20 protein-coding genes, 2 tRNA genes and 1 other RNA gene are annotated in these 25,484 nt (G+C 66.6%); 11 read left to right on the top strand and 12 right to left on the bottom strand.

Annotated features, from left to right (window positions below; all coding sequences use genetic code 11):
- Window positions 1–81: 81 nt before the first annotated feature.
- The 6 genes from rnpB to VEC57_10850 form a co-directional block, all read right to left on the bottom strand.
- Window positions 82–446, bottom strand: an RNA gene (rnpB, locus tag VEC57_10875) — RNase P RNA component class A.
- 111 nt (window positions 447–557) lie between these two features.
- A complete protein-coding gene (locus tag VEC57_10870; GenBank protein ID HYB99619.1) occupies window positions 558–1,292 on the bottom strand; it encodes a C4-type zinc ribbon domain-containing protein in 735 nt (244 codons plus the stop codon).
- Between the two features lie 44 nt (window positions 1,293–1,336).
- Window positions 1,337–1,410: transfer RNA gene (locus tag VEC57_10865), tRNA-Ile, on the bottom strand.
- A gap of 9 nt (window positions 1,411–1,419) precedes the next feature.
- Window positions 1,420–3,240 (bottom strand): RNA polymerase sigma factor RpoD, encoded by a 1,821-nt coding sequence (rpoD, locus tag VEC57_10860; GenBank protein ID HYB99618.1) that lies wholly within the window; start codon window positions 3,238–3,240, stop codon window positions 1,420–1,422.
- Entirely contained in the window at window positions 3,230–4,996 is a 1,767-nt protein-coding gene (gene dnaG, locus VEC57_10855; protein ID HYB99617.1) for a DNA primase, read from the bottom strand. Before dnaG ends, rpoD begins: the two co-directional genes overlap by 11 nt.
- Entirely contained in the window at window positions 4,986–5,636 is a 651-nt protein-coding gene (locus VEC57_10850; protein ID HYB99616.1) for a CvpA family protein, read from the bottom strand. Before VEC57_10850 ends, dnaG begins: the two co-directional genes overlap by 11 nt.
- 253 nt (window positions 5,637–5,889) lie before the next feature.
- Between VEC57_10850 and VEC57_10845 the strand changes: the two genes are divergently transcribed.
- Entirely contained in the window at window positions 5,890–8,628 is a 2,739-nt protein-coding gene (locus VEC57_10845) for a pitrilysin family protein (protein HYB99615.1), read from the top strand.
- A 33-nt stretch (window positions 8,629–8,661) separates the two neighbouring features.
- On the opposite strand, the gene VEC57_10840 is transcribed toward VEC57_10845, so the two are convergent.
- Window positions 8,662–9,378: a glycerophosphodiester phosphodiesterase family protein gene (locus tag VEC57_10840; protein ID HYB99614.1), complete on the bottom strand. Its 717-nt coding sequence runs from the start codon at window positions 9,376–9,378 to the stop codon at window positions 8,662–8,664.
- Here VEC57_10840 and VEC57_10835 point away from each other — a divergent pair.
- The 5 genes from VEC57_10835 (at window position 9,377) to VEC57_10815 (ending at window position 14,130) form a co-directional block, all read left to right on the top strand.
- Window positions 9,377–10,345 carry a 50S ribosomal protein L11 methyltransferase gene (locus tag VEC57_10835; protein HYB99613.1) on the top strand — a complete coding sequence of 323 codons (969 nt, stop codon included), beginning with the start codon at window positions 9,377–9,379 and terminating at the stop codon, window positions 10,343–10,345. The genes VEC57_10840 and VEC57_10835 overlap by 2 nt on opposite strands.
- Before the next feature lie 21 nt (window positions 10,346–10,366).
- Window positions 10,367–11,170, top strand: coding sequence for a 16S rRNA (uracil(1498)-N(3))-methyltransferase (locus VEC57_10830; GenBank protein HYB99612.1), 804 nt, complete (start codon window positions 10,367–10,369; stop codon window positions 11,168–11,170).
- Between the two features lie 24 nt (window positions 11,171–11,194).
- On the top strand, window positions 11,195–12,148 hold the full coding sequence (gshB, locus tag VEC57_10825; GenBank protein HYB99611.1) for a glutathione synthase: 954 nt from the start codon (window positions 11,195–11,197) through the stop codon (window positions 12,146–12,148).
- Window positions 12,149–12,261: 113 nt separating this feature from the next.
- Window positions 12,262–12,337, top strand: a tRNA-Phe gene (locus VEC57_10820).
- A gap of 470 nt (window positions 12,338–12,807) precedes the next feature.
- Window positions 12,808–14,130: a DUF1566 domain-containing protein gene (locus VEC57_10815; protein ID HYB99610.1), complete on the top strand. Its 1,323-nt coding sequence runs from the start codon at window positions 12,808–12,810 to the stop codon at window positions 14,128–14,130.
- Window positions 14,131–14,368: 238 nt separating this feature from the next.
- Here VEC57_10815 and VEC57_10810 read toward each other — a convergent pair whose 3' ends face one another.
- The 3 genes from VEC57_10810 to VEC57_10800 form a co-directional block, all read right to left on the bottom strand.
- On the bottom strand, window positions 14,369–15,826 hold the full coding sequence (locus tag VEC57_10810) for a hypothetical protein (GenBank protein ID HYB99609.1): 1,458 nt from the start codon (window positions 15,824–15,826) through the stop codon (window positions 14,369–14,371).
- 26 nt (window positions 15,827–15,852) lie between these two features.
- Window positions 15,853–16,605 carry a hypothetical protein gene (locus tag VEC57_10805; GenBank protein HYB99608.1) on the bottom strand — a complete coding sequence of 251 codons (753 nt, stop codon included), beginning with the start codon at window positions 16,603–16,605 and terminating at the stop codon, window positions 15,853–15,855.
- Window positions 16,606–16,754: 149 nt separating this feature from the next.
- Window positions 16,755–17,852, bottom strand: coding sequence for a hypothetical protein (locus VEC57_10800; GenBank protein ID HYB99607.1), 1,098 nt, complete (start codon window positions 17,850–17,852; stop codon window positions 16,755–16,757).
- A gap of 182 nt (window positions 17,853–18,034) precedes the next feature.
- Here VEC57_10800 and trxC point away from each other — a divergent pair, with 182 nt between their 5' ends.
- Window positions 18,035–18,469 (top strand): thioredoxin TrxC, encoded by a 435-nt coding sequence (gene trxC / locus VEC57_10795; protein ID HYB99606.1) that lies wholly within the window; start codon window positions 18,035–18,037, stop codon window positions 18,467–18,469.
- Between the two features lie 33 nt (window positions 18,470–18,502).
- Here trxC and tsaA read toward each other — a convergent pair whose 3' ends face one another.
- On the bottom strand, window positions 18,503–18,967 hold the full coding sequence (tsaA, locus tag VEC57_10790; GenBank protein ID HYB99605.1) for a tRNA (N6-threonylcarbamoyladenosine(37)-N6)-methyltransferase TrmO: 465 nt from the start codon (window positions 18,965–18,967) through the stop codon (window positions 18,503–18,505).
- 17 nt (window positions 18,968–18,984) lie between these two features.
- The gene (gene murJ, locus VEC57_10785; GenBank protein ID HYB99604.1) at window positions 18,985–20,577 is read right to left on the bottom strand and encodes a murein biosynthesis integral membrane protein MurJ; all 1,593 of its coding nucleotides are present in this window, start codon (window positions 20,575–20,577) and stop codon (window positions 18,985–18,987) included.
- A 253-nt stretch (window positions 20,578–20,830) separates the two neighbouring features.
- Here murJ and VEC57_10780 point away from each other — a divergent pair, with 253 nt between their 5' ends.
- From VEC57_10780 to VEC57_10765, 4 genes are all read left to right on the top strand, one after another.
- Window positions 20,831–21,385, top strand: a complete 555-nt coding sequence (locus VEC57_10780) for a hemerythrin domain-containing protein (GenBank protein ID HYB99603.1) — start codon at window positions 20,831–20,833, stop codon at window positions 21,383–21,385.
- A 250-nt stretch (window positions 21,386–21,635) separates the two neighbouring features.
- Window positions 21,636–23,129, top strand: a complete 1,494-nt coding sequence (locus tag VEC57_10775; protein ID HYB99602.1) for an NAD(P)/FAD-dependent oxidoreductase — start codon at window positions 21,636–21,638, stop codon at window positions 23,127–23,129.
- Between the two features lie 53 nt (window positions 23,130–23,182).
- The gene (locus VEC57_10770; GenBank protein ID HYB99601.1) at window positions 23,183–24,526 is read left to right on the top strand and encodes a selenium-binding protein SBP56-related protein; all 1,344 of its coding nucleotides are present in this window, start codon (window positions 23,183–23,185) and stop codon (window positions 24,524–24,526) included.
- Window positions 24,527–24,639: 113 nt separating this feature from the next.
- Window positions 24,640–25,371: an SCO family protein gene (locus VEC57_10765; GenBank protein ID HYB99600.1), complete on the top strand. Its 732-nt coding sequence runs from the start codon at window positions 24,640–24,642 to the stop codon at window positions 25,369–25,371.
- Window positions 25,372–25,484: the final 113 nt, after the last annotated feature.

Genomic DNA, 25,484 nt, shown 5'->3' with positions numbered 1-25,484 from the left:
CACGCGATTCACCGTTCGACCTTAGCAATGGCGCCGGCGCCTTCACAATCACGCTGTGAAGCGGAGATGCCTGAAAGAAAGAGCTCGAGCCGGCCTGTAAGCCGGATTTTGTGAGGCCGTCCGTGGACGACCCGGCGATCATTCCTCTAGGCCGCCGGTTGCCCGGCGGCTCGAGCGACCGTAACCCGGAGGCATCGGACGGGCCGCCCGCCTCCCTATTCGGTCTTGCTCCGGGTGGGGTTTACCGAGCATCCGCCGTTACCGGCGGACCTGGTGAGCTCTTACCTCACCGTTTCACCCTTACCATGACGTGCATGGCGGTCTGCTTTCTGTGGCACTGTCCCCGCCTCGCGGCGGGCCGCCGTTAGCGGCCACCCTGCCCTGTGGAGTCCGGACTTTCCTCCCGCACCGCCTGATGCGATGCCGGCGACCGCCCAGCCAGCTCGAGCTCGCGGTCAAACTATCCACGAAGAAGCGCGGATGCGACGGGCGGCCGGCAAAATCTGCGCATGATCGCAGGGGCGATGCCCTGCATGGGTACGTAGGCGTTGCCGGCGCTATGCCGGTTCGACTGGCGCCGAACCGTCGCCGCCAAGGAAGAGGATGCGCTGGCACATCGGGCACACGCGCACGGCGCTGGTTTTTCGCACCTCGATCAGCGTCTGCGGCGGGATCTGCACGTGGCAGCCGACGCAACAGCCGGCGGCGTCAACCTCGACCACGGCCAGGCCGTAGCGTCGCGACAGGATCATCTCGTACTTCTTGCGCAGGCCGGCCTCGATGCCGTCGGCCATCTGGTTGCGCGCCGCCCGCTCGCCTTCGAGCTCGCGGCGCAGGCCGTCGATGCGCTCGGCCGCGTCCCCGATGTGCCGGTGGTCGGCGCTCTCGAGGTCGGCGAACTCGGCTTTGGCGGTTTCGATGCTCGCCTCGAGATCCTCGACCTTCTGCATCAGGTCGAGCTGGCGCGTCTCGGCTTCGCGAATCTCTTCCTGAATCGAGGTGATCTCGTCCTGACCGGCGCGCAGCTCGCGTTCGTTGCGCACCTTCTGAAGGCGCTGGCGGCGCTGCTTGAGGCTCTCTTGAAGATCGGCGACCTTGCGTTCGGCAAGCGCGCGCTGGGAAACCAGGTCCTTGCGTGTGGCGGACAGGCCGTCGATGCGGGCCTGCACCGCATCCATCGCCTTGCGGCGCTCGGCCAGCTCGGCTTCGTACTTCTCGACGGTCCGCTGCTTCTCGAGCAGCCGTGTGTCGATCGCTTGCAGTCGAAACAGGGACTCGAGCTGACTCGTCAAGGCTCCCGCATCTCCCCGCATCCGCCGTGCGGACGCATCCGGCATGGGCCCACCAGGATTCGAACCTGGGACCAAGGGATTATGAGTCCCCCGCTCTGACCGACTGAGCTATGGGCCCCGCAGGTTGTCACGAGATGAAACCCTTGAGCTTCTTGCTTCGCGCCGGGAGCCGCAGCTTGCGCAGCGCCTTGGCCTCGATCTGACGAATGCGTTCGCGCGTCACGGAGAAACGGCCACCGACTTCTTCCAACGTATGGTCGGTTTTCTCCCCAATGCCAAACCGCAGGCGCAGCACTTGTTCCTCACGCGGCGTCAGTGACGCCAGCACCTGCCGCGTGCGCGACTGCAGGTTGCTGTTGACGACCGCATCGGCCGGCGAGATCGCTTTCTGGTCTTCGATGAAATCGCCGAGATGGCTGTCTTCCTCGTCGCCGATCGGCGTTTCCAGGCTGATCGGCTCGCGCGCGATCTTCAGCACCTTGCGCACGCGGTCCGGCGGCATGTCCACCAGCGCCGACAGCTCGGGCGTGGTCGGCTCACGCCCGTTCTCCTGCACGAACTGGCGTGTGGCGCGGATCAGCTTGTTGATCGACTCGATCATGTGCACCGGAATGCGGATGGTGCGGGCCTGATCGGCGATGGCGCGCGTGATGGACTGCCGGATCCACCACGTCGCATAGGTCGAGAACTTGTAGCCGCGCCTGTACTCGAACTTGTCGACGGCCTTCATGAGGCCGATGTTGCCTTCCTGGATGAGGTCCAGGAACTGCAGGCCGCGGTTGTTGTAACGCTTGGCGATCGAGACGACCAGGCGCAGGTTGGCCTCGATCAGCGCCTTCTTGGCTTCGACGACTTCCTGCTGGCCGATCGTGATCTCGCGCACGAGCTGCTCGAGCTGCTGAGCCGACAGCGCCAGCCCCGACAGCATCTCCTCGACCTCGCGCGATGCCACCTTGATCTTCTCGGCGGTGCTGACGATGGTTTCCGCGTTCATGCGCAGCGTTCCGCAGATCCTCTGATCGGCCGTGCGATCCACGCCGAGACGGCTGGCATACTCGACGATCTGATCGGCGCGGCGCCCGCTGCGGTCTTCGGCCTGGCGCAGGACTTCGAGGCGCTGGCGCACGAAGCGGTGGCACTCGTCGATGCGCTCGACGGCGGCCGCGATCTGCTCGGGGTTGAGCGGAATCTCCAGCAGCAGATCGATGAGCTTGCGATCGAGCTTGGCTGCCGTGGCCTCGTCGCCGGCGGCGTGCGCAGCCTCGATGTCATCGGACAGCTTGCAGGCCTTCTCGAGCTGCTTGAGGACGCGCTTGAAGACGGCCATCTCGTCCTCGGCCGTCTTCTGCTGCTGCGCTTCCAGGTCGATGGCTTCCTCGGACTCTTCGGCTCCTTCGACGAAGTCGCCGTCGCCGGTTGGCTCGGGCTCGGTCTCCTTGAGCACCGCGCGAACGCGGATGTCGCCGTCCTCGAGCGCCTTCTTCATCCAGCGGATGTGGCGGCGGCCGAAAGCGGACCGGAAGACCAGCCCGAACACCCGCAGCTCGGCCTCCTCGATGCGCTTGGCGATGACGACCTCGCCCTCACGCGACAGCAGCGGAACCACGCCCATGTCGCGCATGTACATGCGCACGTAGTCGGCGACGTGGTCGGCTTCGACGACCTCGCGTTCTTCGGCCGGCGAGGCCACCGAAGGCTCCACCTTGGGCAGCACGTCGGCGTCTGCGCGCACTTCGACGTGGCCTTCCTTGAGAGCCGACAGGACGCTTTCGATGTCTTCCTGATCGACGACCTCGGGATCGAGAACGTCGTTGACCTCGTCCAGGGTGACGAAGCCTTTGCTCTTGCCGAGCTCGAGCAGCTCGCGTACGCCGGCGACTTCCTCCTCGCCTTCGGCTTCGGGCTCGAGCCCCTGGGCATTCTCGTCGCGCGGCTTCTTATTCTTCATCGGTGTTCCTACGCGCGTTCCATTGGGCCAGCAGCGCACTGGCGCCGGCCTCGTCGCCCATTTCTTCCAACTGACGGAGCTGCGAGAGCATTCTTCGCCGCTCCTGCATCTGTCCGGCCGCGCAAAGGCGCTCCAGGCAGTCGTTCAACACTCGCTGCCGGGTCGCTTCGTCGGCAAAGGTCGGGTCGTCGAGCAGGCGCGCCGTCAGGCGCGTTCGCGCGGGCTCTTCGATCGTGGCCAGCAGCTCCCCGCGATCCACTCCCTGGGTGGAGCCATGATGTTCGATGATCGTGCGCGCGATGCGCGACCATGGCTCTTCCCGCATCCTCCCTACGATATCCCGGCTCGCGACGCGTTCAACGGCATGGACATCGGCGAGCATGAGGGCCACCAGCAGTTCCTCCGCGCCGGGAGGCCCGCTTCTAAGCAACACCGGCCTCGAGCCCGGGGCAGTCGGCGCAGGTGCCTTCTGCGTCGCACGTGCCTGCTGCCGCAGGACCTCTTCGGAGATGCCGGTCCAATGCGCGGCCTTTTTGACGAGGACGTCGTACTCGAAAGGGTTCTCGACCTTCCGCAGGACCCCGGCCATCTCGGCCCCCACGCGCGCGGCCGCCGATGCGCCGGCGGCGCCGCTGGAGATGTGACGGACGTACGCATCCACCAGCGGCACCGCCGCCTTCAGCAGATGCCGCATCGCGTCGGCGCCGTGGCTGCGGACGTATGTGTCCGGGTCTTCTCCTTGAGGCAGAAAGACCCCGCGCGCCCACAGCCCTGCCTCCAGGAAGACGGGAAAGCTGCGCGCAGCGGCGCGGCGGCCGGCGTCGTCGCCGTCGAACAACGCCACCACCTCCTCGCCGTGACGTCGCATCACGCGGGCCTGATCCGGAGTGAGCGCGGTGCCGCAGGTTGCGACGACGTTGGTGATGCCGCTTTGCGACATCGCGATGACGTCCAGATAGCCCTCGACCAGAATGAGCTCGGAAGGCCGCTCCTGCGGCGGAAGCGTGCGGGCGGCTTCGCGTGCTTCGAACAGGCCGTAGAGCACGCGGCTCTTGTGGTAGACCGGCGAGTCGCTCGAGTTCAGGTATTTGGGACCGTCGCCTTCCCCGAGGCGGCGAGCGCCGAAGCCGACGGTGCGTCCCTGCGGATCGCGAATCGGAAACATGAGGCGCTCGCGAAAGCGGTCGTAGGTCGAGCCGCCGCGCATTCCGACCAGTCCCAGCTTCTCCGCGATGCCGAGGTCGTGCCCCTCCCGCCGCAGGTACTGCGCCAGGCCATCGCCGGAGGCCGGCGTGGCACCGAGCGAGAACCGCTCGATGGCGGCGGCGTCGACACCACGCTCGCGAAGGTAGCTTGCCATCGCGTCACCGACGCCGCTCCTTGCCAGCGCGGCGCTGAAGTAGCGCGTGGCCGCAGCCAGGATGGCCAGCATGCGGTCGCGCTCGGAAGCGGGCCCGCTGCCGGCGGCCTCGGGCACCTCGATGCCGTAATGCGCCGCGACCTTCCGGACCGCCTCGGGAAAGGTCAGGTTCTCCATCTGCATGACGAACTTGAAGACGTTGCCGCCGGCCCCGCAACCGAAGCAGTGATAGAAGCCGCCGTCATCGCTGACGGAGAACGACGGGGTCTTTTCGGCGTGGAACGGGCACAGGCCCGAGAGATTGCGGCCGGTGCGCTTGAGCGTGACGTAGGGCGAGACGAACTCGGAGATGCGGGCGACTTGCCGGATTTCGGCGATCTTCTCGTCAGCTATCACTCGTTTCCGCCGGCGCGGTCGAAGCGGAATCGTCGCGGTCGCCGGTGTGCGCGGGCTGCTCCTCGCCGCCTGGCGCCACCGGCACCGACACCGGCAGCTGCGCGGGAACATAGGGCATCGCCTCGCTCAGTGCCATGCTCGCCAGCGCCGCCAGGCGCGGGCCGAGCACCGATTCGCTGACGCGCGCGTCGACGCGGGTCAGCAGATCGGCCACCGGCGCCGCCACGAGCGCTTCCGCTTCGTCGCGGCCGGCAGTATGCGACGGGATCAGCGAGCGAATCAAAACGATCGTGAAGCCGAGCACCAGCGCGGCGATGACGCCGCTGAAGCCCGCCGCCACGACGCGGCTCGGCAGGGACAGGCCGAAGCCGAAGATTCGCGCCAGGAAACCGGCGAGGATGCGCACGAGCACGATGATCCCGACGAAGATGATCGCCTGTGCCAGAAAGTCGAGCAGGAAGTCGGGAACCGGCAGCGACTGCTCCAGGTAGTCGGCGACCGGATCCGACCAATCGGCGGCAACCATGAACGCGAGCACGGGAGCGGCCAGTCCTGCCAGCACACCGAAGAGGCCGCGACCGTAACCGCGCACGATGGCGAACAGGAGAGCCAGAGCCAGGATGATATCGACCGTGCTCACTGCGCATTCGCGCCATCGCCACGATGGCACGCACGCATGATCCGGGCATAGGCAGCACGAGTCAACGTAACGACGGCCCGAGTGAGATTGACGTCAGCGGCCGTCGTGTCAGGCTGGTCCGACTTCCCCGACGAGCGAGAACATGAGCAGAACCCGTAGCGAGCCTGTGCTCTGTCCCCGACCCGGCCGCCGGCCGTGCGCCGATGCACGGTCATCCTTTTCGACAACGATTTTTTGCCCACGACCGCGGCGCTTGGCGGCCACTGCGCCGGCCGCGGTCCTGTCGCTTGCGCTGCTGCTGATCAGCGGGTGCGGAACCATGAACGATTCCCCTTCCTCCAACGACATCGCCAAGAAGCCCAAGACCGAAATCTACAAGCTCGACAACGGCCTGCAGGTGGTCCTGCGCGAGGACCATTTCGCGCCGGTGGTGGCCGAACAGGTGTGGGTCAAGGCAGGCGGAGCCGACGAGGTCGATATCGAGGCCGGCATCGCCCACGTGCACGAGCACATGCTGTTCAAGGGCACCAAACGGCGCGGCGTCGGTGAGATCGCCGGTGCCGTCGAATCCTCGGGCGGCAGCATCAACGCGTGGACGTCGTGGGACCAGACCGTCTATCACCTCGTCCTGGCCTCGCGTTTCGCCAACGAAGGCATCGACATCCTGGCCGACGCCGTCCAGTTTTCCTCCTTCGACCCTACCGAGCTGGCCAAGGAGCTCGACGTGGTGATGGAGGAGTACAAACGCGGCCAGGATTCGCCGAGCAATCGCATCTACGACACGCTCTTCGAGACCGCCTACAAGAGCCATCCCTACAAGCGCTCCGTCATCGGCACCGAGGCGTCGATCAAGGGCCTGACGCGCGACATGATCCTGGACTTCTACCGGCGCTACTACACGCCGAGCAACATGACGCTGGTGGTCGTCGGCGACTTCGACTCCAAGAGCATGCGGCGCGAGATCGAGCGCCGGTTCGGCGAGTTCCGCGACAAGCCCGTGCCGCGCCCGCAGCGCACGCCCGAACCGCCGCAGAACGAGACGCGCATGGCCAGCGTCACCATGGACATCCAGGAGGCCCAGCTCGCGCTCGGCTTCCACATTCCCGACGCCAACCATCCCGATACGCCGGCACTGGACATGCTCGCGCACGTATTGGGCGGCGGCGAGAGCTCGCGGCTGTACCGCCGCCTCGTGGCCACCACCGGCATCGCCACCAGCGCCAGCGCCTTCGCCTACACGCCGCCCGATCCGGGACTGTTCCTGACCACGGCGGCCTTCGAAGCCGATGACGAGGAGAAGGTGCTGCGCGCGCTGATCGAGGAGATCGCGCGGGTGCGCGACTATCCGGCCAGCGCCGACGAGATCGCGCGCGCCCGCGCCAACCTCGAAAGCGACTTCGTCTATCGCCGTCAGACGGTGCAGGGCCAGGCGCGCGAGCTCGGTTACTCGATCGTCGTGCACAACGATCCGGACTATCCCGATCGATACATCGAGATGATCCGCGCCGTCGGTGCCGCCGACCTGCAGCGCGTCGCGCGCAGATACCTGGTCGACGAGAACCTGACCGCCGTCAGCCTGCGGCCCAAGGGCGAGCCCGAGCGCCTGACGCTGGCCAAGCTCGAGCGCGTCGCCGGAGCGCTGAATACCACGGCGCCCAAGGTCGCTGCCGACGCCGATGCAGGACGCGAAGCGCCGCCGGCCACCCCGCGCGCGCTCGGACAGGTCAAGGATACCGAGCCCAAGCTGCACAAGCTGCCCAACGGCGTGCGCGTGATCGTGCAGGAGCATCACGCGGTGCCGCTGTTCTCGATCCGGGCGGCGGTGCTCGGCGGCCTTCTGGCGGAGACGCCCAGAAACAACGGCATCTCCAACTTCGTCGCCGAGATGCTCACGCGCGGCACCGCCAGCTACTCGCGCGAGCGGCTGGCCAGCGAAGTCGAATCGCTGGCGGGCGACGTCAGCGGCTTCTCGGGGCGCAGCTCCTTCGGCGTCTCCGGCACGTTCCTGTCCGAGCACCTGGCGCAGGGACTGGACCTGACGCTGGAGGTGCTGCTGAAGCCGGCATTCCCGGCCGACGAAGTCGAGAAGACGCGCCGCGAGCTGCTGCTGGCGATCAAGAACCGCAACGACGAGAGCGCGCAGCGCGCCTTCGACCTGGCCTATCACACCGTCTACCCCACCCATCCCTACGGCATGACGGTCCTCGGTGAGGCCGACAGCGTCGGCAAGCTGACGGCCGACGATCTGCGCCGCTACTACCGCGATGTGCTCGATCCGCAGAGCCTCGTCGTCACCGTGGTCGGCGACATCGACGAGGGCGAAGTCGTCGCTCGCCTGCAGCAGGCGCTCGGATCGCTGCAAGGCGACGGTGAGCCGTTCCAGGCACCGCCGCCGGCGGCGGTACCGGCGGCTCCGCAGCGCGCGCGCATGGACAGCGTGCGCAAGCAGTCGCACGTGGTGGTGGCGTTCCCCGGCGTTGCCGTGACCGATCCCGACAAGCATCCGCTTTCGGTGCTCGACACCGTGCTGTCGCGGCAGGGCGGACGTCTCTTCTACGAGCTGCGCGACAAGCAGGCGCTGTGCTACTCGGTGACGTCCTTCTCGAGCGAAGGCTACGCACCCGGCCTCTTCGGCGCCTACATCGCCACGGATCCGGCCAACGAGCAGCGCGCCCTGGACGGCCTCATGGTCGAGCTGGAAAAGGTGCGCACGCAGCCGGTCAAGCGCGAGGAGCTCGAGCGCGCGCACCGCTATCTGATCGGCAACTACGAGATCGCCCTGCAGACCAACAGCGCCATCGCCGAGAACATGACGTTCAACGAGCTCTACGGCCTGGGCTACCTCGAAGGCCGCCGATACGCCGACAAGATCCGCGCCGTCGACACCGGCGACGTGCAGCGCGTGGCCGAGCGTTTCATCAACCTCGACGCCCGGACCGAGGCGATCGTCGGCCCGCCGCCGGCGAAGACGGCGGCGGCCGGAGGGCGCTGACGCTCCCTGCGATGCAGCAGCCGCTGGCGGCGATCAGTGCCCGCGGGCGGCAAGGACGCGGTCGGGAAAGTCGGAGAAGATGCCGTCGACGCCGAGTGCGCAAAGGCGCGCCATGCGGCGCGGATCGTTGACCGTCCACGTCCACACCGCCAGTCCGCGCTCATGCGCACGCCGCACCAGACCCGCCGTGACCAGCAGCGCCGGCGGATGCAGGTTCTCCGCGCCGATCTCGTCGGCGCAGCGGTAGGCGGCCTCCAGCCGCGTCAGCTCGCACAACACGCCGATGCGCGCCTGCGGAAGCAGCTGCCGAACCAGGCGCAGCGCATCGTGGTCGAACGACGAGAAAACGACGCGGTCGAGAAGCCCTCGCTCGGCGACGGCGGCGGCGCAGGCATCGACAAGCTCGGCGCGACGCCGGCTGCGCTTGACCTCGAGATTGAGCAGCGCGCGATGCGCGAACGCACCCAGCACCTCATCGAGCGTCGGAAGCCGCGCCGGCACGCCCTTCCACGATCCGGCATCCAGCTCGCGCAGCTGCTCGAGCGAAAAGCTGTCGACGGCGCCGCGGCCGTTGGTGGTGCGGTCGAGAGTGTCGTCATGAATGATGATGGGCTCGCCGTCGCGCGTCAGCGTCACGTCGAACTCCAGCGCCTCGGCGCCCAGCTCGAGCGCCTTCTCGAAGGATGGCAGCGTGTTCTCGGGCATGATCCCGGCGGCGCCACGATGACCGATGGCAAGAGGCGCGGGCATGATCCGACAAGCTGGCTGGATTAGGGTGCGCGGTCCAATGGAAGATGCGTGGTACGAGATCGTTCTCGAAGTGCCGCTGCAGCACAGTGAAGCGGCGGCCGCCTCTCTGGCAGCCCGGGGGTTCAGCGGCTGCGAGCTGCGAGAGCACGGCGGGGGCGCCAGCATCGTCGTTTTTACGCAGGCGCCTTCGCTGCGCGACGCAACCGGCGTCGCGCAGGGAGCGGCGTCGGCGCTCGCCGACATGCCTTTCCTTGCCGGCTGCCCGTCGCCGAACGTCGTCGTGCGCGAGCTCGACCCGCGGGTGTGGACGCAGAACTGGCGCCGGCACTTTGCCCGTCACACGATCGGCGGCCGTATCGAGATTCTGCCGCCGTGGGAGGAGCCGTCGCCGCCAGTGGCCGGCGTGATCTCGATCGTCATCAATCCGGGCATGGCGTTTGGCACCGGCCTGCACGAGACGACCGCCGGCTGCATCGAGGCGCTCATCGCGAACGTCAAGGCCGGCGACCGCGTTCTCGACCTCGGCTGCGGCTCGGCCATCCTCGCCATCGCCGCAGCGCGTCTCGGGGCGCGTGAGGTCGTCGCCATCGACAATGACCCGATCGCCGTCGAGGCGGCCGAGGAAAACATCGAGCGCAACGGCGTCGGCGACATCGTCCGGGCGCGCCTTGCCCGCGAGAACACAGAGACATCCGTTGGCACGAACATCGCATCCGAGGCAGACGGCGGCGCCTATGACCTCGTCGTAGCGAATATTTTGGCCGAAACGCTGGTCGAGATGCAGGGCCGGCTGACGGCGAATGTTGCCGAGCGAGGCGTGCTGGTGCTTTCGGGCATCGAGTCGAGCCGCTTGGCGATGGTCAAGGAAGCCTTCGTCCGTCCCGGTTGGAACGAGGTCTCCACTCTCGAGCGTGGGGAGTGGGTGACGGTGGTCCTGCACCGCGAGCCTCTTGCGCCGCGAACGTGAGAGCTTATACGCAGAGTCGAGATGCTGACGGCTGTTGCCACGCATGCGCTTCCCAAGACCCGGCTGTACGTGGAGCCGGAGCGCCTCAACACCGACCGCGCCATCGTTGCGGGCGCCGGCTTGCATCACCTCCGTAATGTTCTTCGCTTCAAGCCCGGCGACGAGCTGATCGTATTCGACGGCGCAGGCCGCGAGTGCATCGGCGTGCTCGAGATGTACCAGGGCGAGAGCGCGGTGGTGCGCATTCTCGGCGACACCGGCACCAGCACCGAGTCCTCGCTCGACATGACGATCGCGCCCTGCCTGGCCAAGGGCAAGAAGACCGACCTGATCGTCGAGAAGGTCGTCGAGCTCGGCGCGGATCGGATTTGCGTGATCCACTCCGAGCGCAGCGTCGGGCGCCTGGATGCCGAGCAGGCCATGGATCGCGTCGAGCGCTGGCGCCGCATCGCCAAGGCGGCGGCCGAGCAGAGCGGCCGCACGATGATGCCGGTGGTCGAGCGCCTGCGAACGTTCCAGGAGCTGATCGCCTCCAAACCTGCCGATGCGTTGGGCCTGCTCTTCACCGTCGGTGCCGATCCCGAGCCGCCTGCCACTCTGCGCCAGCGCTATCCCGACACCTACAAGGTCATCGCCGTGGTCGGTCCCGAAGGCGGCTTTTCGCGAGAGGAGATCGATCTCGCTCGCAAGCACGGCTGGGTCGACGTAGGTCTGGGCCCGCGCGTGCTGCGCAGCGAGACCGCGGCCATCGTGGCCGCCGCCGTCTGCCAGCACCTCTGGGGCGATCTCGGCCGCCGCCCGCCAAAGCGTCCCGAGCCGAGTTAGACTGCCCACAGGAGGGCAACGATCGTGAAGCTCCTGCACGTGATGGATCCGATCGAGCGGATCGACATCACCAAGGACACCTCGTTCGTCTTCATCCGCGAGGCGCAGGATCGCGGGCACGAAAACCATATCTGCGGCATCGCCGACCTCGCGTTCGAGGACGGACGCGTGCTGGCGCGCACCGCCACGCTCAAGGTCGCGCCGGTGCAGGGAAGCCACGCGGAGATCGGCGAGTACCGGTGGCGCCCCGCCGATGATTTCCATTGCGTCTTCATGCGCAAGGATCCGCCTTTCGACACCGACTTCTTCTTCTCGACGCACCTGCTGTCGCTGATCGACCCCGCGCGCACGTTCGTCTTCAACAACGCCGCCGGGCTGCGCGAGGCCACCGAAAAGCTGTTCATCCTGCGCTTTCCGGATCTCATCGCCGAAACCATGGTTTCGGCCTGCCCGGACGCGATCCTGGCCTTCCGCGACAAGGTCGGCGGGGACATCGTCGTCAAGCCGCTCGACGGCTGCGGCGGGCTTGGCATCTTCCGCATCGCGCCGGGCGATTTGAACACCTACTCGATCCTGGAGACCTCCACGCGCCACGGCATGCGGCCGGTGATGGCGCAGCGGTTCCTGCCCGAGTCCCGCGCGGGCGACGTTCGCCTGCTGTACTTGAACGGCAAGCCGCTCGGCGCGATCCGCCGCGTGCCGCGCGAGACGGACCTGCGCGGCAACATTCACGTCGGTGGAACGGTGGTGCCAACCGAGATCGGCGAGCGCGAGAGAAGGATCTGCGACCGCCTGGCGCCGTCGCTGGACGCGCTCGGCATCTACTTCGCCGGCCTCGACGTGATCGGCGACTACCTGAGCGAGGTCAACGTCACCAGCCCAACCGGCGTGCAGGAAGCCAACCGGCTCGGCGGCGTGCGGCTGGAAGCGGACGTGATCGAGTTCGTCGAGAGGAAGTGCGCGGGGCTGCAGCGCTGAGGTCGTGCCAGCTCAGGAAACGCCGTCCGGGCGCGAACTTGACCGGAAAACATCGCGCCTGTACACGGGAAGCCGCCGCGCCGGTAGGCGCCGCACCCTCTCTCCTCCCTCGTGCCCAGGTAGCTCAGTTGGTAGAGCAGGAGACTGAAAATCTCCGTGTCGCTGGTTCAATTCCGGCCCTGGGCACCACTTTCGTTGCGCCAACGCTTCGAGACCACGTCGAGTTCGCCGCTCGCCAGCTCGCGGCTCAGGTTCAATTCCGGCCCTGGGCAGCACTTTCTTCGCTGAGTTCGCCGCACGCCTGTCTGCTGCGGCATCGCCCCGGTGTGATCTTGACCTAATCGTGGCGCTCGGGTCGCCTAGGACAACGCATCACCGTGCGTTGGGCCTCCAACGCGAGCGCGATCGTCAGACTGCGCGAGGGCGACGATCTGGTCGGCTTGCTACCCGCAACGTAACGGAGCGCGCTTTACCGATGAGCGCTGACAGCCGTATCGGAGCTGGAACCGAATCAGCAATACGCTGCCGCCAAAGGCAGGGCAAGAACATCCTTGCACGTACTCTGCCAGCCACCTATCTGTCGGATGCGCGGGATCTATGGCTGCCAATTCGGCACGCACGAGCAACGCGTAAACACGCCAATTATTGAGGAGAGATAGATGATGGTTTTCAGATGGATCACGTGTACCTTAGTGCTTGCCGTCACAGCATCGGCCGCATTCGCGCAACCTGAGGCTACGCTTCATGGGTGTCAGCGGACCGCCGGCAGCGAGTTGCTCAAGTACACGCAGCAGTACGTCAAGGCCGTGAGTTCCTGCGCAGACGCCATGAGCAAGGCAGTGATCGCAGAGCAGTCCGCTGTGCCCCCGGGATCTCCCGAGGACGCAGCGGCAACGTGTATGAAGGCTCTTTTGAAGCTGGAGAACTCGGCGGATCCACTAAAGACCATTGCGGGCCGAATGGCGGCCAAGATCAATGCGGCATGCGATCCCGCAGTGGATCCCGACAAAGTGCTGCACGCAGAGGAAGACATCATCGGCACCGGGATGCTCGCAGAGCAGATCGAAGCGATGAATCTCGATTCCTGGTGCTCCAATTTCGGCAGTGACGGCGCGATCGACGACCTCGACGAATGGGTATCTTGCCTCACGGCGGCCGGGACGTGTGGCGCTCAGCAGGCGGTGGCGACGCGGGTTCCGCGGCTGCTCGAATGGCTGGATGCAGTCCGACCGGGGATTCTGGCGCTGGATGAGACGTGCGGGACGACGTGTGCATCATGCACCGACACAGCCGTGGCCGATGCGTGCAATGCCTTGGATGCAATCGAAACGGCGATCGATGGCGCGGTCGACGACGGACGCCCGGGTTTGCTGTGCGGTCCGGGCGGCGTGATGCCGGGAGTCGATCCGATCTTGCCGGAAACGGGGCAGACGCTGTGCGCCAGCGGCGGCTCCATGGTTGCCTGCCCTGGAGTGCCGGCCAATGTGCAGGACGGAGACACGCGGGCCGGCGCTGCGCGCAGCTACTCCTTCGACACGACGGTCGCCGGCGAGCGAACGCTTCTCGACAACGTGACCGGACTGGAGTGGGAAATCTTGTGCACGGGTGGATCCTGCCCGGCTAGTCACAGCATCGACACCACGTACAACTGGACAGACGCGTTCACCAAAGTGGCAAACATGAACGCCGCCAACTACGCCGGTCACAACGATTGGCGGCTGCCGAACAGGTTCGAGGTGGACAGCCTGGTCAATCTTGGTCGGACCACGCCGGCCACTGATGTAAGCGTCCTGGAGACTGGATGCTCGTCCGCGTGTACGGTTGACACCTGTAGCTGCACGGGGTCGGTCAACAACTACTGGTCCTCCACCTCCTACGCCGGCAATCCAAGCTCCGCTTGGCTGGTGGACTTCGCGCCCGGTCTGACCTGGCACACGGGAAAGAGCTTTACCGCTCGCGTTCGTGCCGTCCGCGGCCAATGATTCCGGGCTAGATCGGCAAGGCGGGAGACGCCGACGTCTCCCGCCCCATCGGCCAACGCGCAGTTTGGCCGCAGACCGGTGCTCGGCTGCGGCCAGGGGATCGAATCGCACTGTCTCTACGATGCACGAGGCAAGCGTTAACCGTTTCGCTGACAGATGAGCCTGCGGACTCGACGGCGTCCGAAGCTGTTGTTGCTCCGCTTAGTTGCCAGAACTTCTGCGGCTGTCCACTTTCCTTCTACGGCAGCCCCAGCCACCCATCGTCCAGCACCCGCGCGATGAACGTGGATGAACCTGCACCGTCGGGCTTGAAGATTGCCGCTTCTGACCAGGCCAGCGCGGCGAGCACCGGACACGAAAAGCCTGCGTGACCGATCAGCGCCGTGTTCGTTCCTGCAGCCGGCGTCTGCGCCAGCAGATCGTACGAATGCGCGCAGCGATTGCCTTCGTCGTAGACGAAGTAGGTGATCAGCGGGGTTTCCTCGACCACCGGCCCGAAATCCATCAGCGCCGCCGTTTCGAAGTTGCGGCAGAACTCGCTGCTGATCACGCGGCCCACGGGAATTCCGCGCGTGGCGAAGGCGTCGCCGATCGCGACGGCCTCGGCGCGGCCGGTGTCGTTGAGCTGACGAGCGGTGGTCGTGGCGCAGTTGCTGTCGCAGGTGCGCCACCAATTCGGCACCGACGTGCTGTCGGCCTTGCCGAGGTCGGTGCGGTCGCTGCAGACGTCAGCGGAAGCGTGACGCCAATGAATGACGTAGCCGCCTGCACGCAGCGCCTGCACGATGGTCGGCGTAACGGCATCGTGGCTGCCGTTCACCTCGCACTGCTCCGCGCTCGTGCAGGCGTAGACGGCGTAGTGATAGGTGCGGGGCGTTTCGGCGGTATCGGGCAGCAGCAACGTCAGATCGTCGGCAGCCTGTTCGCCGACGCCGAAGAACACCTCGGTCGCCTGACCGTCGTCGGGACCATCGGGCGCAGCGTTCAGCCGCCGCAGGACCTTGGCGTGGCTGAGGCCGTTATCCGGGTCCGGATGCGTCCAGGACAGCTCGATGATGCCACCGTCGACGGTGCCGACAAGACCGGTCGGTGGCGACCCTGCGATCGCGCCAAGGATCTCGGCCGCGGAATCGGCCGACAGCGACTCGATCAGCGATTGCGCATCCCCAGCCTCACCGGCGCAGGTCCTGCGCACCGCAATGTTCTGGAAATCATCGACCAGCTTTTGCGCGGCCGCCTCCACGCACGCCTCGTCGACCGCGACCTGCTCGGCGGCGGCGGCGGCATGACAGGCGAGATGATCGGCGACGGCGCGGCTGATGCGGCGCAGCTTGTCGGCCGCGCACCGGTTCGGAGCAGGACTCGAAGCGAAGAGCGCATCGGCATCGGCGGCAAAGGCAGCGGCGAGATTCTGGAGCCCTGTATCGTCACCGTCGACACTGCACGCGCCGATCTCCTGCGCGATCGAGAATCCGCGCTGCAGGATCGCCGTGGCCTTGTCCGTGCACTGATCGCTCAGGTCGCTGCCGGTCCCGCGGGCACGCGCGTAGCAGATCACGCGCTTCTGCGCCGAACGCGCCGCCGCCCGGAACTTGTCGCTGTCGCATCGACCGTCGTGGACGGCGCCGGCGGTGGAGACGCCGGCCGTCAGCACCATCGCTGCAACGAGGCTCGAGGCGCGCACGAACGTTCCCATCAAAAGCTCCTCATGCGACGCCGCGCCTAGCGGCGCTTCCTCTCCGGCACGTCCAACGTTCGCAAGGGCAGGTCGGGCGGCGCCATCTCCGGCGGCACGATCCGGTCATCGGGAACGGGAAGCGGGTTGCCGTTCTGATCGTAGAACTCGTAGTCGGGCGAGAACATCAGGATTGCCGCGAGCTGCTCGCCGTCATCGGTCGTCTGATAGTGCCGGACGTAGCCTTCGGGCAGCTCGTAGTCTTCGGGCACGATCAGGCCCGACTTGGGCGGATCGGTGCCCGGCGGCGGGAAGGCGGCGATGCCTTCGGTCTCCCCGGCCGCGCGCAGCGCCTCGATGTAATCCTTGGCGTCGATCTCGGGCTGATCTTTCTTGTTCTGCGCTCGCCCGGGCTTGCCCTCGTCGCGGCCCGAAACGTCGCGGTTCTCGTGATGCTCCAGCCCGGTGTGCGGCACGATCACCTTGCGACGCGCCTGCGCCGCCGCCGATGGTCCCGCCGCGGGCGCCGGCGCAGAGGACGCCGCAGCCGGCGGCGGCGGAGCCTTGCGCCGCCGCGGCGAAGCCCCGTCTTCGTCATCGACTTGCGCGACTTCGGCGGCGGCCGATTCGGGCGAGGTCTGCCAGAGCCCCGATGCCAGCGGCGCCACGATCAGCACGACCCCGGCCAGGATCGCGATGCCCGCCAGTATCTCGATGGGGCTCACATGCCGCCGCTGGTTGGCGACGATCCGCACGCCATCATCCTCGGCGCCGGGCTTCCTGTCGGGCATCTCGTTCATCGACGGCTTCGCACGTTAGATTGCGGCCCCCGGCCTGGCAATCCCGGCAGCCATGCCGGCGCCGGCAAAAAAAAGGCCGTCGCATCTCGCTGTCGAGGATGCGACGGCCCTGGAAGCAGACGCGGCGTTCGCGTCACGTCCTGGCGCGATTACGGCGCCAGCGGGTTGAACACCGAGTTGGCCCAGCCCATGCGCTCGTGACCATAGCGGTTCCAGATGGGGTTCTTGCCGCCGACGTATTGGCTGTCGGAAAAGTCGGGAGCCCCAGAGCCCGAGCCGGTGCCGCCGAACAAGCCCACATAGACCGTGCCGCCCGCATAGGTCGGATGCGTGTTATCCGACTGAATGTAGTCGTAGGTCGTCGTGGAGCTGACTCCCTTGAAGTTGGCGTCGCGGATCGTCGAGCGAAGCGTGTTGACGATCCGGTTGACGTACGCCGACTCGGACTCACCCTGGACGTAGCGCAGCGCCGCCGCGTCGACCTGGCCGTCGCCGTTCCAGTCGTAATCGCGGCCCATGAACTCGGCGAAGCTGTCGCTGCACTTGAAGCCGTAGGTGTTGGCGAAGTTGCACGCGCGCCAGTTCATGCGCGCCAGGTACGGCAGGAAGACCTGCTGCTTGTTGGGACGCTGTCCGGTCGCCGAATCGGTGCAGCTGGCCAGCGCGTTGTCGGCGTCGTACCCCGGGTAGTACAGGTTGGCGACGTGCTTGAGCTTCACATTGGGCGAAGCGTTGGCGTTGATGAACTGCATCGCCCGCTCCAGGTACGTCGTGCAGTTGGCCAGCGCGGTGTTGAGGGGGCCGTAGTTGCAGGTGCCGCTCTGGCCCGCGAAGTTGCTGCGCGCCTGCAGGCCGTCATTGCCGCACATCTCGAAGGTGACGATGCGCGTGTTGCTCGCCTGCATGTACGAACGCTCGGCGACGATCTTGTTGTTGTAGATGTCGTCAGCCTTGGCGCCTGACTTGGTGCGGCGGATGACCTCGACGTCCGTGCGCCATTTGGTCTGCGCATAGTCGCCCTGGACGTGGGCGCCCGAATACAGGGCAACCGAGGAGATGGAACCGTTGTAGCCGGCATAGATCGAATCGCCGTAGGCGACGACGCGGTATTTTACCGAGCTGTCAGCACGGTTGATGGTCCAGGAAACGTTCTGGGTCAGAGTGCTTGCCAAAGCGTCGGTTCCAAGCGCGATGACGCCCAGCATCGAGAGCACGGCAGCGTGCCCTCGCATGGTACGGAATTTCATTGGTTACCCTCCGAACGGACTGTTGTTGCGCGGCCCACCCCGTCGCAACATCAGCAACTAGCAGCCAGCAGGAGGTTTGGCCAGACCGGCGGCGGCGAATTCCGTGCATTGCCACTTCGGCCGGAGCTCCTATCTTCATCATGAAAGTAAGCGCGGCACGGCCGCGAGCAGGAGGCGCAAAAATGGCCGATTCGCTTCACGTCGTGTGCCCTGGCTGTGACGCAATCAATCGCCTGCCCGCTGCCAAGCTCGCAGATCATCCGACGTGCGGTCGCTGCAAGCGCGCGCTGTTCCAGGGGCATCCGCTCGAGCTGAACAGCGTCAACTTCCAGCGCCACATCACGAACAACGGGATTCCGGTGCTGGTCGACTTCTGGGCTCCGTGGTGTGGCCCGTGCAAAGCCATGGCTCCGCACTTCGAGCAGGCGGCGCAGCGCCTGGAGCCGCGCTTCCGCCTGGCCAAGCTCAACACGGAGGAGGCGCAGCAGATCAGCGCCAGCTACGCGATCCGCAGCATTCCCACGTTGGCCCTGTTCAGGGACGGGCGTGAAGTCGCGCGCCAGTCGGGCGCAATGAGCGCGGATGCCATCGTCGCCTGGGCGCAGTCACAGCGGTGACGACCATCGGAGCCGCGATGGAGGCCGGCGCGGTCAGCGCGCCTTCCAGTAGTCGCGCATGAGATCGGTTGCCCATTGCGGCTGACGCACCGGCGATCGCGGCAGGAACTCCTTCATCACGGGCTTGATATCCACCACGGGCGTGCCGTCGATCGCGTCCAGCCCCACGACCTCCAGCACCCGTCCCGTGCGCGAGCGAACTTCCACGATCGTCGATCCGAGCCGATTGGGCCGGTCCTTTCCGCGCTGCGCGAAGATGCCCACGCGCGGCCAGTTCTCATTGCCGCGCGGATGACGCGCGCCGCGCTCGATTCTCTCTTCGGCCGCGCGGTCGAAGTGAAACAGGACTTCGGCGTGAGAGAATTCCTCCAGGCCCTGGAGCGCCTCCTCGGGAAAGGTCTCGGCAAGCTCGATCGTTGCGACGACGTCTCCCCAATCGTCGTCGCTCAGATCGTTTCGGCGGCTTCGCACGTGGCCGATGGGCTCGAGGGTGATCATGCGTGGTCCTCCAAAATTCAGGCAGGGCGCGCCAGGCGGGCGCGCCGTAGCAACGTCGTGATGAGCGTGCGCGCCTCGGCGACACCGCTGGCCCAGGTGACGGCAAGATAGCCGGCTGCGTATGGCGCAAGGACGATCAGCGCCGCCAGCGCCGGATGCAGCCCGTCCGGCAGCAGCACGCGCGTGGCCGACCCCAGAGCGGTGCCGACGAGTGCCGCCCACCACAGCCGCAGCGCCACCGGCGTTGCCAGCCCGGTCTCGCCGATGCGCGCGGCCAGTGCCCTTCGCAGCAGCACCAGCTCGGCCCATCCTGCCAGTCCCGCACTCAGCGTCAGCCCGGCCGTGCCCCATCTCGCGTCCAGACCGAGCGCAGCCGGCAGCGGCAGCGCGAAAGCGTAGCCGAGCGCCGTGGCCACGACGACGTGCACGATTGCGTAACGAAGCGGCGTGCGGGTGTCGCGCAGCGCGTAGAACGCCGACGCGTACAGTCGCGCGAAGGTGACCGCCAGCAGCCCGACCGAGGAGCCCGCCAGCGTCCCCCATACCCATAGCGCATCGCCGCGCCCGAAGCGTCCGGTCTGATAGAACGCCGCCGCGATGAGATCGCCGAAGGCGGCGAACGCGACCGCCGAGGGAATGATGAAGAATGCGATCCGAACGAGGCCGGTCGACAACCGGCCGCGCAGATACTGCGCGACCTCGTGCTTCTCGCCCACCATGCTCGACATGGCCGGCAGCTCGGCCGCCGAGACGGCCATGCCGAAGAGGCTGACCGGAAGCGTGTAGAGAGTCTGCGCGTTCGCCAGCGCGGTGACCGCTCCGGTGGGAAGGAAGCTGGCAAGGATCGAGTCGATGTAGCTGCTGATCTGCACGACGCCGCGGCCGACGAACACCGGCACGAAGTTGCGAACCACCGAGGCCGCGTCGGGAGAATCCATGGACAGCGACGGGCGCATGCCGCGAGTGTGCCGCCACACGAACGGCAGCTGGATGGCGAGCTGCATCGCCGAGCCCGCCACCGACGCCCACGCCAGCACCACCGCGAGCTGCGGCAGCTCGACGCTTGCGCCGTACCATGCCATCGCGGCGATCATCACCGCGCTCCACAGCACGGGCGCGGTATAGGACAGGAAGAAGCGCCGGTGGCTGTTGAGAATCCCCAGGCACCATGCCGACAGCACCAGAAGCCCGGTGCCGGGAAAGATGATCCGCACCAGTACGATCGTAAGCGCGCGCTTTTCGGCCTCGAAGCCCGGCGCGATCCAGTCGACGAGATAGGGCGTGGCGAACACCCCGGCCGCCACCACCACCGTCGTCACCAGCGCCAGGAGCGAGGCGACGACTCCGGCCACACGGCGCGCCTCCGTCTCCATTCCGCGTGCCAGCAGGCTCGAATAGACCGGGATGAAGGACGCCGACAGAACGCCCTCGCCGAAAAGGTTCTGCAGAAGGTTGGGAATCTTGAAAGCGGCGTTGAAGGCGTCGCCCGGATCGGACTGTCCGAAATAGTGCGCAAACACGCGCTGGCGAACCAGGCCGGCGATGCGACTGAGGAAGATGCCGGCGGCCACCAGGGCCGTATGGCGGGCGGTGTTCACGTTTCGTGCCATCACCTCCGCCGCTCCGCGCCAGCATGATAACCGGCCCGAACGGGTTTGCCGAGCGCCGCACGCGGCGGGTCGGCGCGCCCTCTCGCGACCATCGCGCGCAGCGCGCCGATGGGAGTCGGCCTGGCGCACGGGTGGAGCGCGGGCCGCCTGCGCCATTTGACCGACGAAGCCGAAACAATCGCGCACCGCGTCCGTCGAAGCATCAAACAGCGGCGGCACCGCAGCGGGTGTCGCCCATGCGGATCAACAGGATATGCAGGAGCCAAAAGAGATGGACATCTACAACGCTCTCCACCGTGACCATGAAGAGCTGAAGCAGTTACTGGCCGATCTGGTGGACGCCACCGAGATCAACGAAGATACCACGCACCTTTTGACGAGCATCCGCAATCTGCTGGTGCCGCACTCGCGGGCCGAGGAAGAAGTGTTCTACAACTCGATCCGCGACCTCGATGCCGGCAACGACAAGGTCATGCACGGCTTCAAGGAGCACATGGAAGCCGAGACGCTGCTGCGGAGCCTCATGGCCATGTCGATGGTCGGCGTGGAATGGGAGACGGCCGCGCGCAAACTGCATGACGCGGTCAATCATCACATCGAGGAGGAAGAGACGCAGATCTTCCCGATTGCACAGAACCTCTTCACCCACGAGGAAGCGCACGACATCGGCGTCGCGTTCGTCTCGCTCAAACCGCAGGTGGCCGAGGAAGGCATGGTCAAGAATGCGATCCACCTGGTCTCGAACCTGATGCCCGCGCGTCTGCGCCCGCAGGGCGAGCAGACGACCCTGCGGCGAAAGATGGCCTGACCTCCGATCGGCGGCGATCGGACGAGCAGCCGCGGGCGGCATTGGTCTGCAGCCGCCCGCGGCCGGCTCGCGCCGCACGGGCGTGCTCGGTTGCTGCTGGCGCCGGGGCGTCCATGCTTCCTTTCTTTCGACACGGGCGGCTTCGGCAGCCGCCGTTCACAATTTCCAGCGACCGGACTACTGTCGCGCCATGGCAGCGGCGCGCGACCAGTTGGATCTATCGATTCCTTTTCAGGCAGGGGCTCCCCGAGTGGCGATCATCGGCTCGGGATTCTCGGGCCTGAGCCTCGGCATTCACCTGCGCAAGGACGGCATCCAGTCGTTCCGGATCTTCGAGAAGGCGCACCGCGTCGGCGGCACATGGCGCGAGAATACGTACCCCGGCTGCGCCTGCGACGTTGCCTCGTTCGCCTACTGCTTCTCGTTCGAACAGAAGACCGACTGGTCGCGCAAGTGGTCGCCGCAGGGCGAAATCCTGGACTACATGGAGCATTGCGTCCGCAAGTACGGGCTGGACGAGCACATCCGCTTCGGCGCCGAGATCGCGGGCGCAACCTTCGATGAGCAGGCGGGCGTCTGGCACGTGCGAACGGCCGGCGGCGACATCATCGAGGCCGACATCGTGGTGAGCTGCGTCGGACAGCTGCACCGGCCCAACATCCCCGACATCGAGGGCCTGGACAGGTTCCAGGGCAAGGTCTTCCATTCCGCGCGCTGGGACCATGAGTACGACCTGACCGGCAGGCACGTCGCGGTGGTCGGCAATGCCGCCAGCGCGATCCAGTTCATCCCGCACATCGCGCGCAAGGTGGCCAGGCTCAGCATATTCCAGCGCAGCGCCAACTGGATGGTGCCGCGTGGCGACCGCGCCTACACGCCCGCCGAGAAGGAACGTTTCCGGCGCCACCCGTGGATGGCCAAGGCGTACCGGTGGTGGATCTGGTTCGCGCACGAGCTGTGGTTCCCCGTCTTCCGCCGCAACGGCTACCTGTCGGTGCAGTGGGAACGCGGAGCGGTCCAGTACATGGAGAGCATCATCCAGGATCCGCAGCTTCGTCAGGCCCTGATGCCGGACTATCCGATCGGCGCCAAGCGAATCCTGATCTCCGACGATTACTACCAGTCGCTGACGCTGCCCAACGTTGAGCTCATCCGCGACGGCGTGGCGCGACTGACCGAGAATTCGATCGTCACGCGCTCGGGCCGCGAGGTACCGATCGACACGCTGATCCTGGCTACCGGCTTCCGCACCACCGAGTTTCTGGTGCCGATGCAGATCGAAGGCACCGGCGGTCGCAACCTGCACGAGGCGTGGAAGGAAGGCGCGCGCGCCTATTACGGCATGACGGTTTCGGGCTTCCCCAACTTCTTCATGATGTACGGGCCCAATACGAACCTCGGCCACAACTCGATCATCTTCATGATCGAATGCCAGACTGCCTACATCATGGATCTCATCCGCAAGATGCGCGCGCAGGATGTGGGCACGGTCGATCTGCGAAGCGAGGTGATGGAAGCCTACAACCGCAAGCTGCAGCAGAACCTCGCGCGCACGGCATGGGCCGCTGTCGACAAGAGCTGGTACAAGGACGCCGCCGGCCACATCACCAACAACTGGTCGGGCACGACGACGACGTACTGGTGGCACACGCGCCACGCCGATCTGGCCGACTACAAATTGACCAAACGCTCGGCGCTGCAGCAGCCGGCGCCGGCCCGTGCCACGCAAGCCGCCGCGGCCTGAGCGCGCTCGACCTCACGAACGGTTACGCCTATCTCGGCGACGGAGGGTCCGCGATGAAATCGATCCTGTCGCTCTTCGCCGTCATCTTCCTGTCCGCGAGCACCGCGCATGCCGACGAAACGTGCATGTCGCCGTACATGGCCAAGATCGTAGGCCAGGAAGACTATGTCTATGTCTGGACGCTCGGCATGCCTGGAGTCGGCGACGAGCAGGACAAGCTCGTCACGATCGACGTCCATCCGTCATCGAAGAGCTACGGCAAGGTCATTGCGTCGGCCTCGGTGGGCAGCCGCAACGAGGCGCACCATTCCGGCTTCACCGATGATCGGCGCCACCTGTGGGCGGCGGGCCTGGACTCGGGCCGCATCTTCATCTTCGACGTCCACACCAACCCCTCCAAGCCCAAGGTCGTGCAGACGATCCAGGACTTCACGCCCAAGAGCGGCGGCGTCATGGGCCCGCACACGCTGTACGCGCTTCCCGGCCGCATGCTGGTGACCGGTCTTTCCAACGCCGCCGACCGGAGCGGGCGCACCGGCATGGTCGAGTACACCAACGACGGCAAGTACATCACCACGCACTGGATGCCCACCGATGCCGATCTGCTCGGCGCGAAGAAAACCGGCCAGTTCGCCGACGGCTACGGCTACGATTCGCGCGCGCTGCCGCGGCGCAACGCCCTGATCACGTCCTCCTTCACGGGTCACGCCAATTACATGCGCGACCTGACGTCGCTGATGGCCGATGCGGAGGCGATGAAGAAGTTCGGCAACACGGTGGTGGTCTGGAACCTGCACCAGCGCACGCCGAAGGTCGTCCTGGACGTGCCCGGCGCTCCCCTGGAGATCCGCTGCGCCTGGGGCGCCAACAACGACTACTGCTTCACGACGACCGCGCTGACCTCGAAGATCTGGCTCATCGCGGCGGACGCGCAGGGCAACTGGACCGCCGAAGCGGTCGGCGACATCGGCGATGCCACCAAGGTCCCGCTGCCCGTGGACATCTCGATCAGCTCCGATGACCGCCTGCTGTGGGTCAACACGTGGAACGACGGCATGACGCGGCTGTTCGACGTCTCCAACCCGAGGCAGGCCAGGCAGATCTACGAGAAGAAGATCGGGCCGCAGGTGAACATGGTCTCGGAGAGCTGGGACGGAAAGCGGCTCTACTTCACATCCTCGCTGCTGGCGAATTGGGACAAGAAGACGAGCGACGACGGCAGCCCGCTGCAGTTCTTCAAGGCCTACGAGTGGGACGGGACGGAGCTGAAGGAGAAGTTCGCGCTCGATTTCATCAAGGACGGGCTGGGCGCGCCGCATCAGATGCGCTTCGGCTCGCGCGCCCTCTACGCCAGCCCGGCCAAGACCGCGCGCGACGCGGCGGCAGCCGCGAACTGACGTTCTTGCATCGCACGCCTAGGCTCCCTGCGGGCGCGCTCCGCCCCGTTGCTGCGAACGTTGCGTGGAGCGCGCTCAGGGCACTGCTGCTCGAGGCCGTGCGGGGCGCGCCCGTGACGCTGCTGGCCATGGCCGTGCTGGGCGCGATCATTTCGGTAGCGGCGCCGGTCGCGTCCGCGTCGGCATCGCAGGTACGAGCGTCGCCACAGCCTGCGCCCGCAGTGCGCACCAACGATCCGATAGCCGCGCCCGGATACGAAGAGCTGAGCTTTCCGGCACCTGTCCCCGGCACCTACCAGCTGCCGCCGCTCGGGAAGGCGGCTGACGGGAAGGTTCTGGACAGCGAGGGAAACCAAAGATCGCTCGCCGAGCTCCTGCACGGCCGCATCACCGTCCTGGCCTTCGTCTACCGCTCCTGCCCCGATCCCAACGGCTGCCCTCTGGCCAACTTCGTCATGTCGCGCGTGCGCGATGCCCTCAACGCCGATCCGGCGCTGCATCCGCGCACACAGTTGCTCTCGCTCAGCCTCGACCCCCACCGCGACACGCCGCAGCACATGGCCGAGATGGCCAGAGCCCTTGGCCGCCCGCCGCTGCGATGGCTGTTCCTGACCACGCCTTCGGCCGACCGGCTCGAACCGATCCTGGACGCCTACGGGCAGAGCGTCCGTCACGATACCGACGCCGAGGGCCGCCCGCTCGGCACCATCTCCCACATCCTGCGCGTCTTCCTCATCGACGCCGCCGGCACCATCCGCAACATCTACACCTCCTCCTACCTCCACGCCGACACCGTCCTGGCCGACATCCGCACAGTGACGATGGAGAACGGCCCGGGCCGCTGACGGCCGGGTGCGCCGGGCCCGGGGCCGCGAGAGCGGCCCGGACGAAAGGGCCGGGCGAACAGGAGCGAGGCTGGCCGGCGGCTTGCCTCAGCGACCGGTGACCCCCTCAAGGC

This window comes from Candidatus Limnocylindrales bacterium (genome assembly GCA_035626395.1).
In the GTDB taxonomy this organism is placed as follows: Bacteria; Desulfobacterota; Binatia; order UBA1149; family CAITLU01; genus DASPNH01.
The sequence above is the reverse complement of the archived record's forward strand: the minus strand, read 5'-3'. Positions and strand labels throughout refer to the sequence as shown.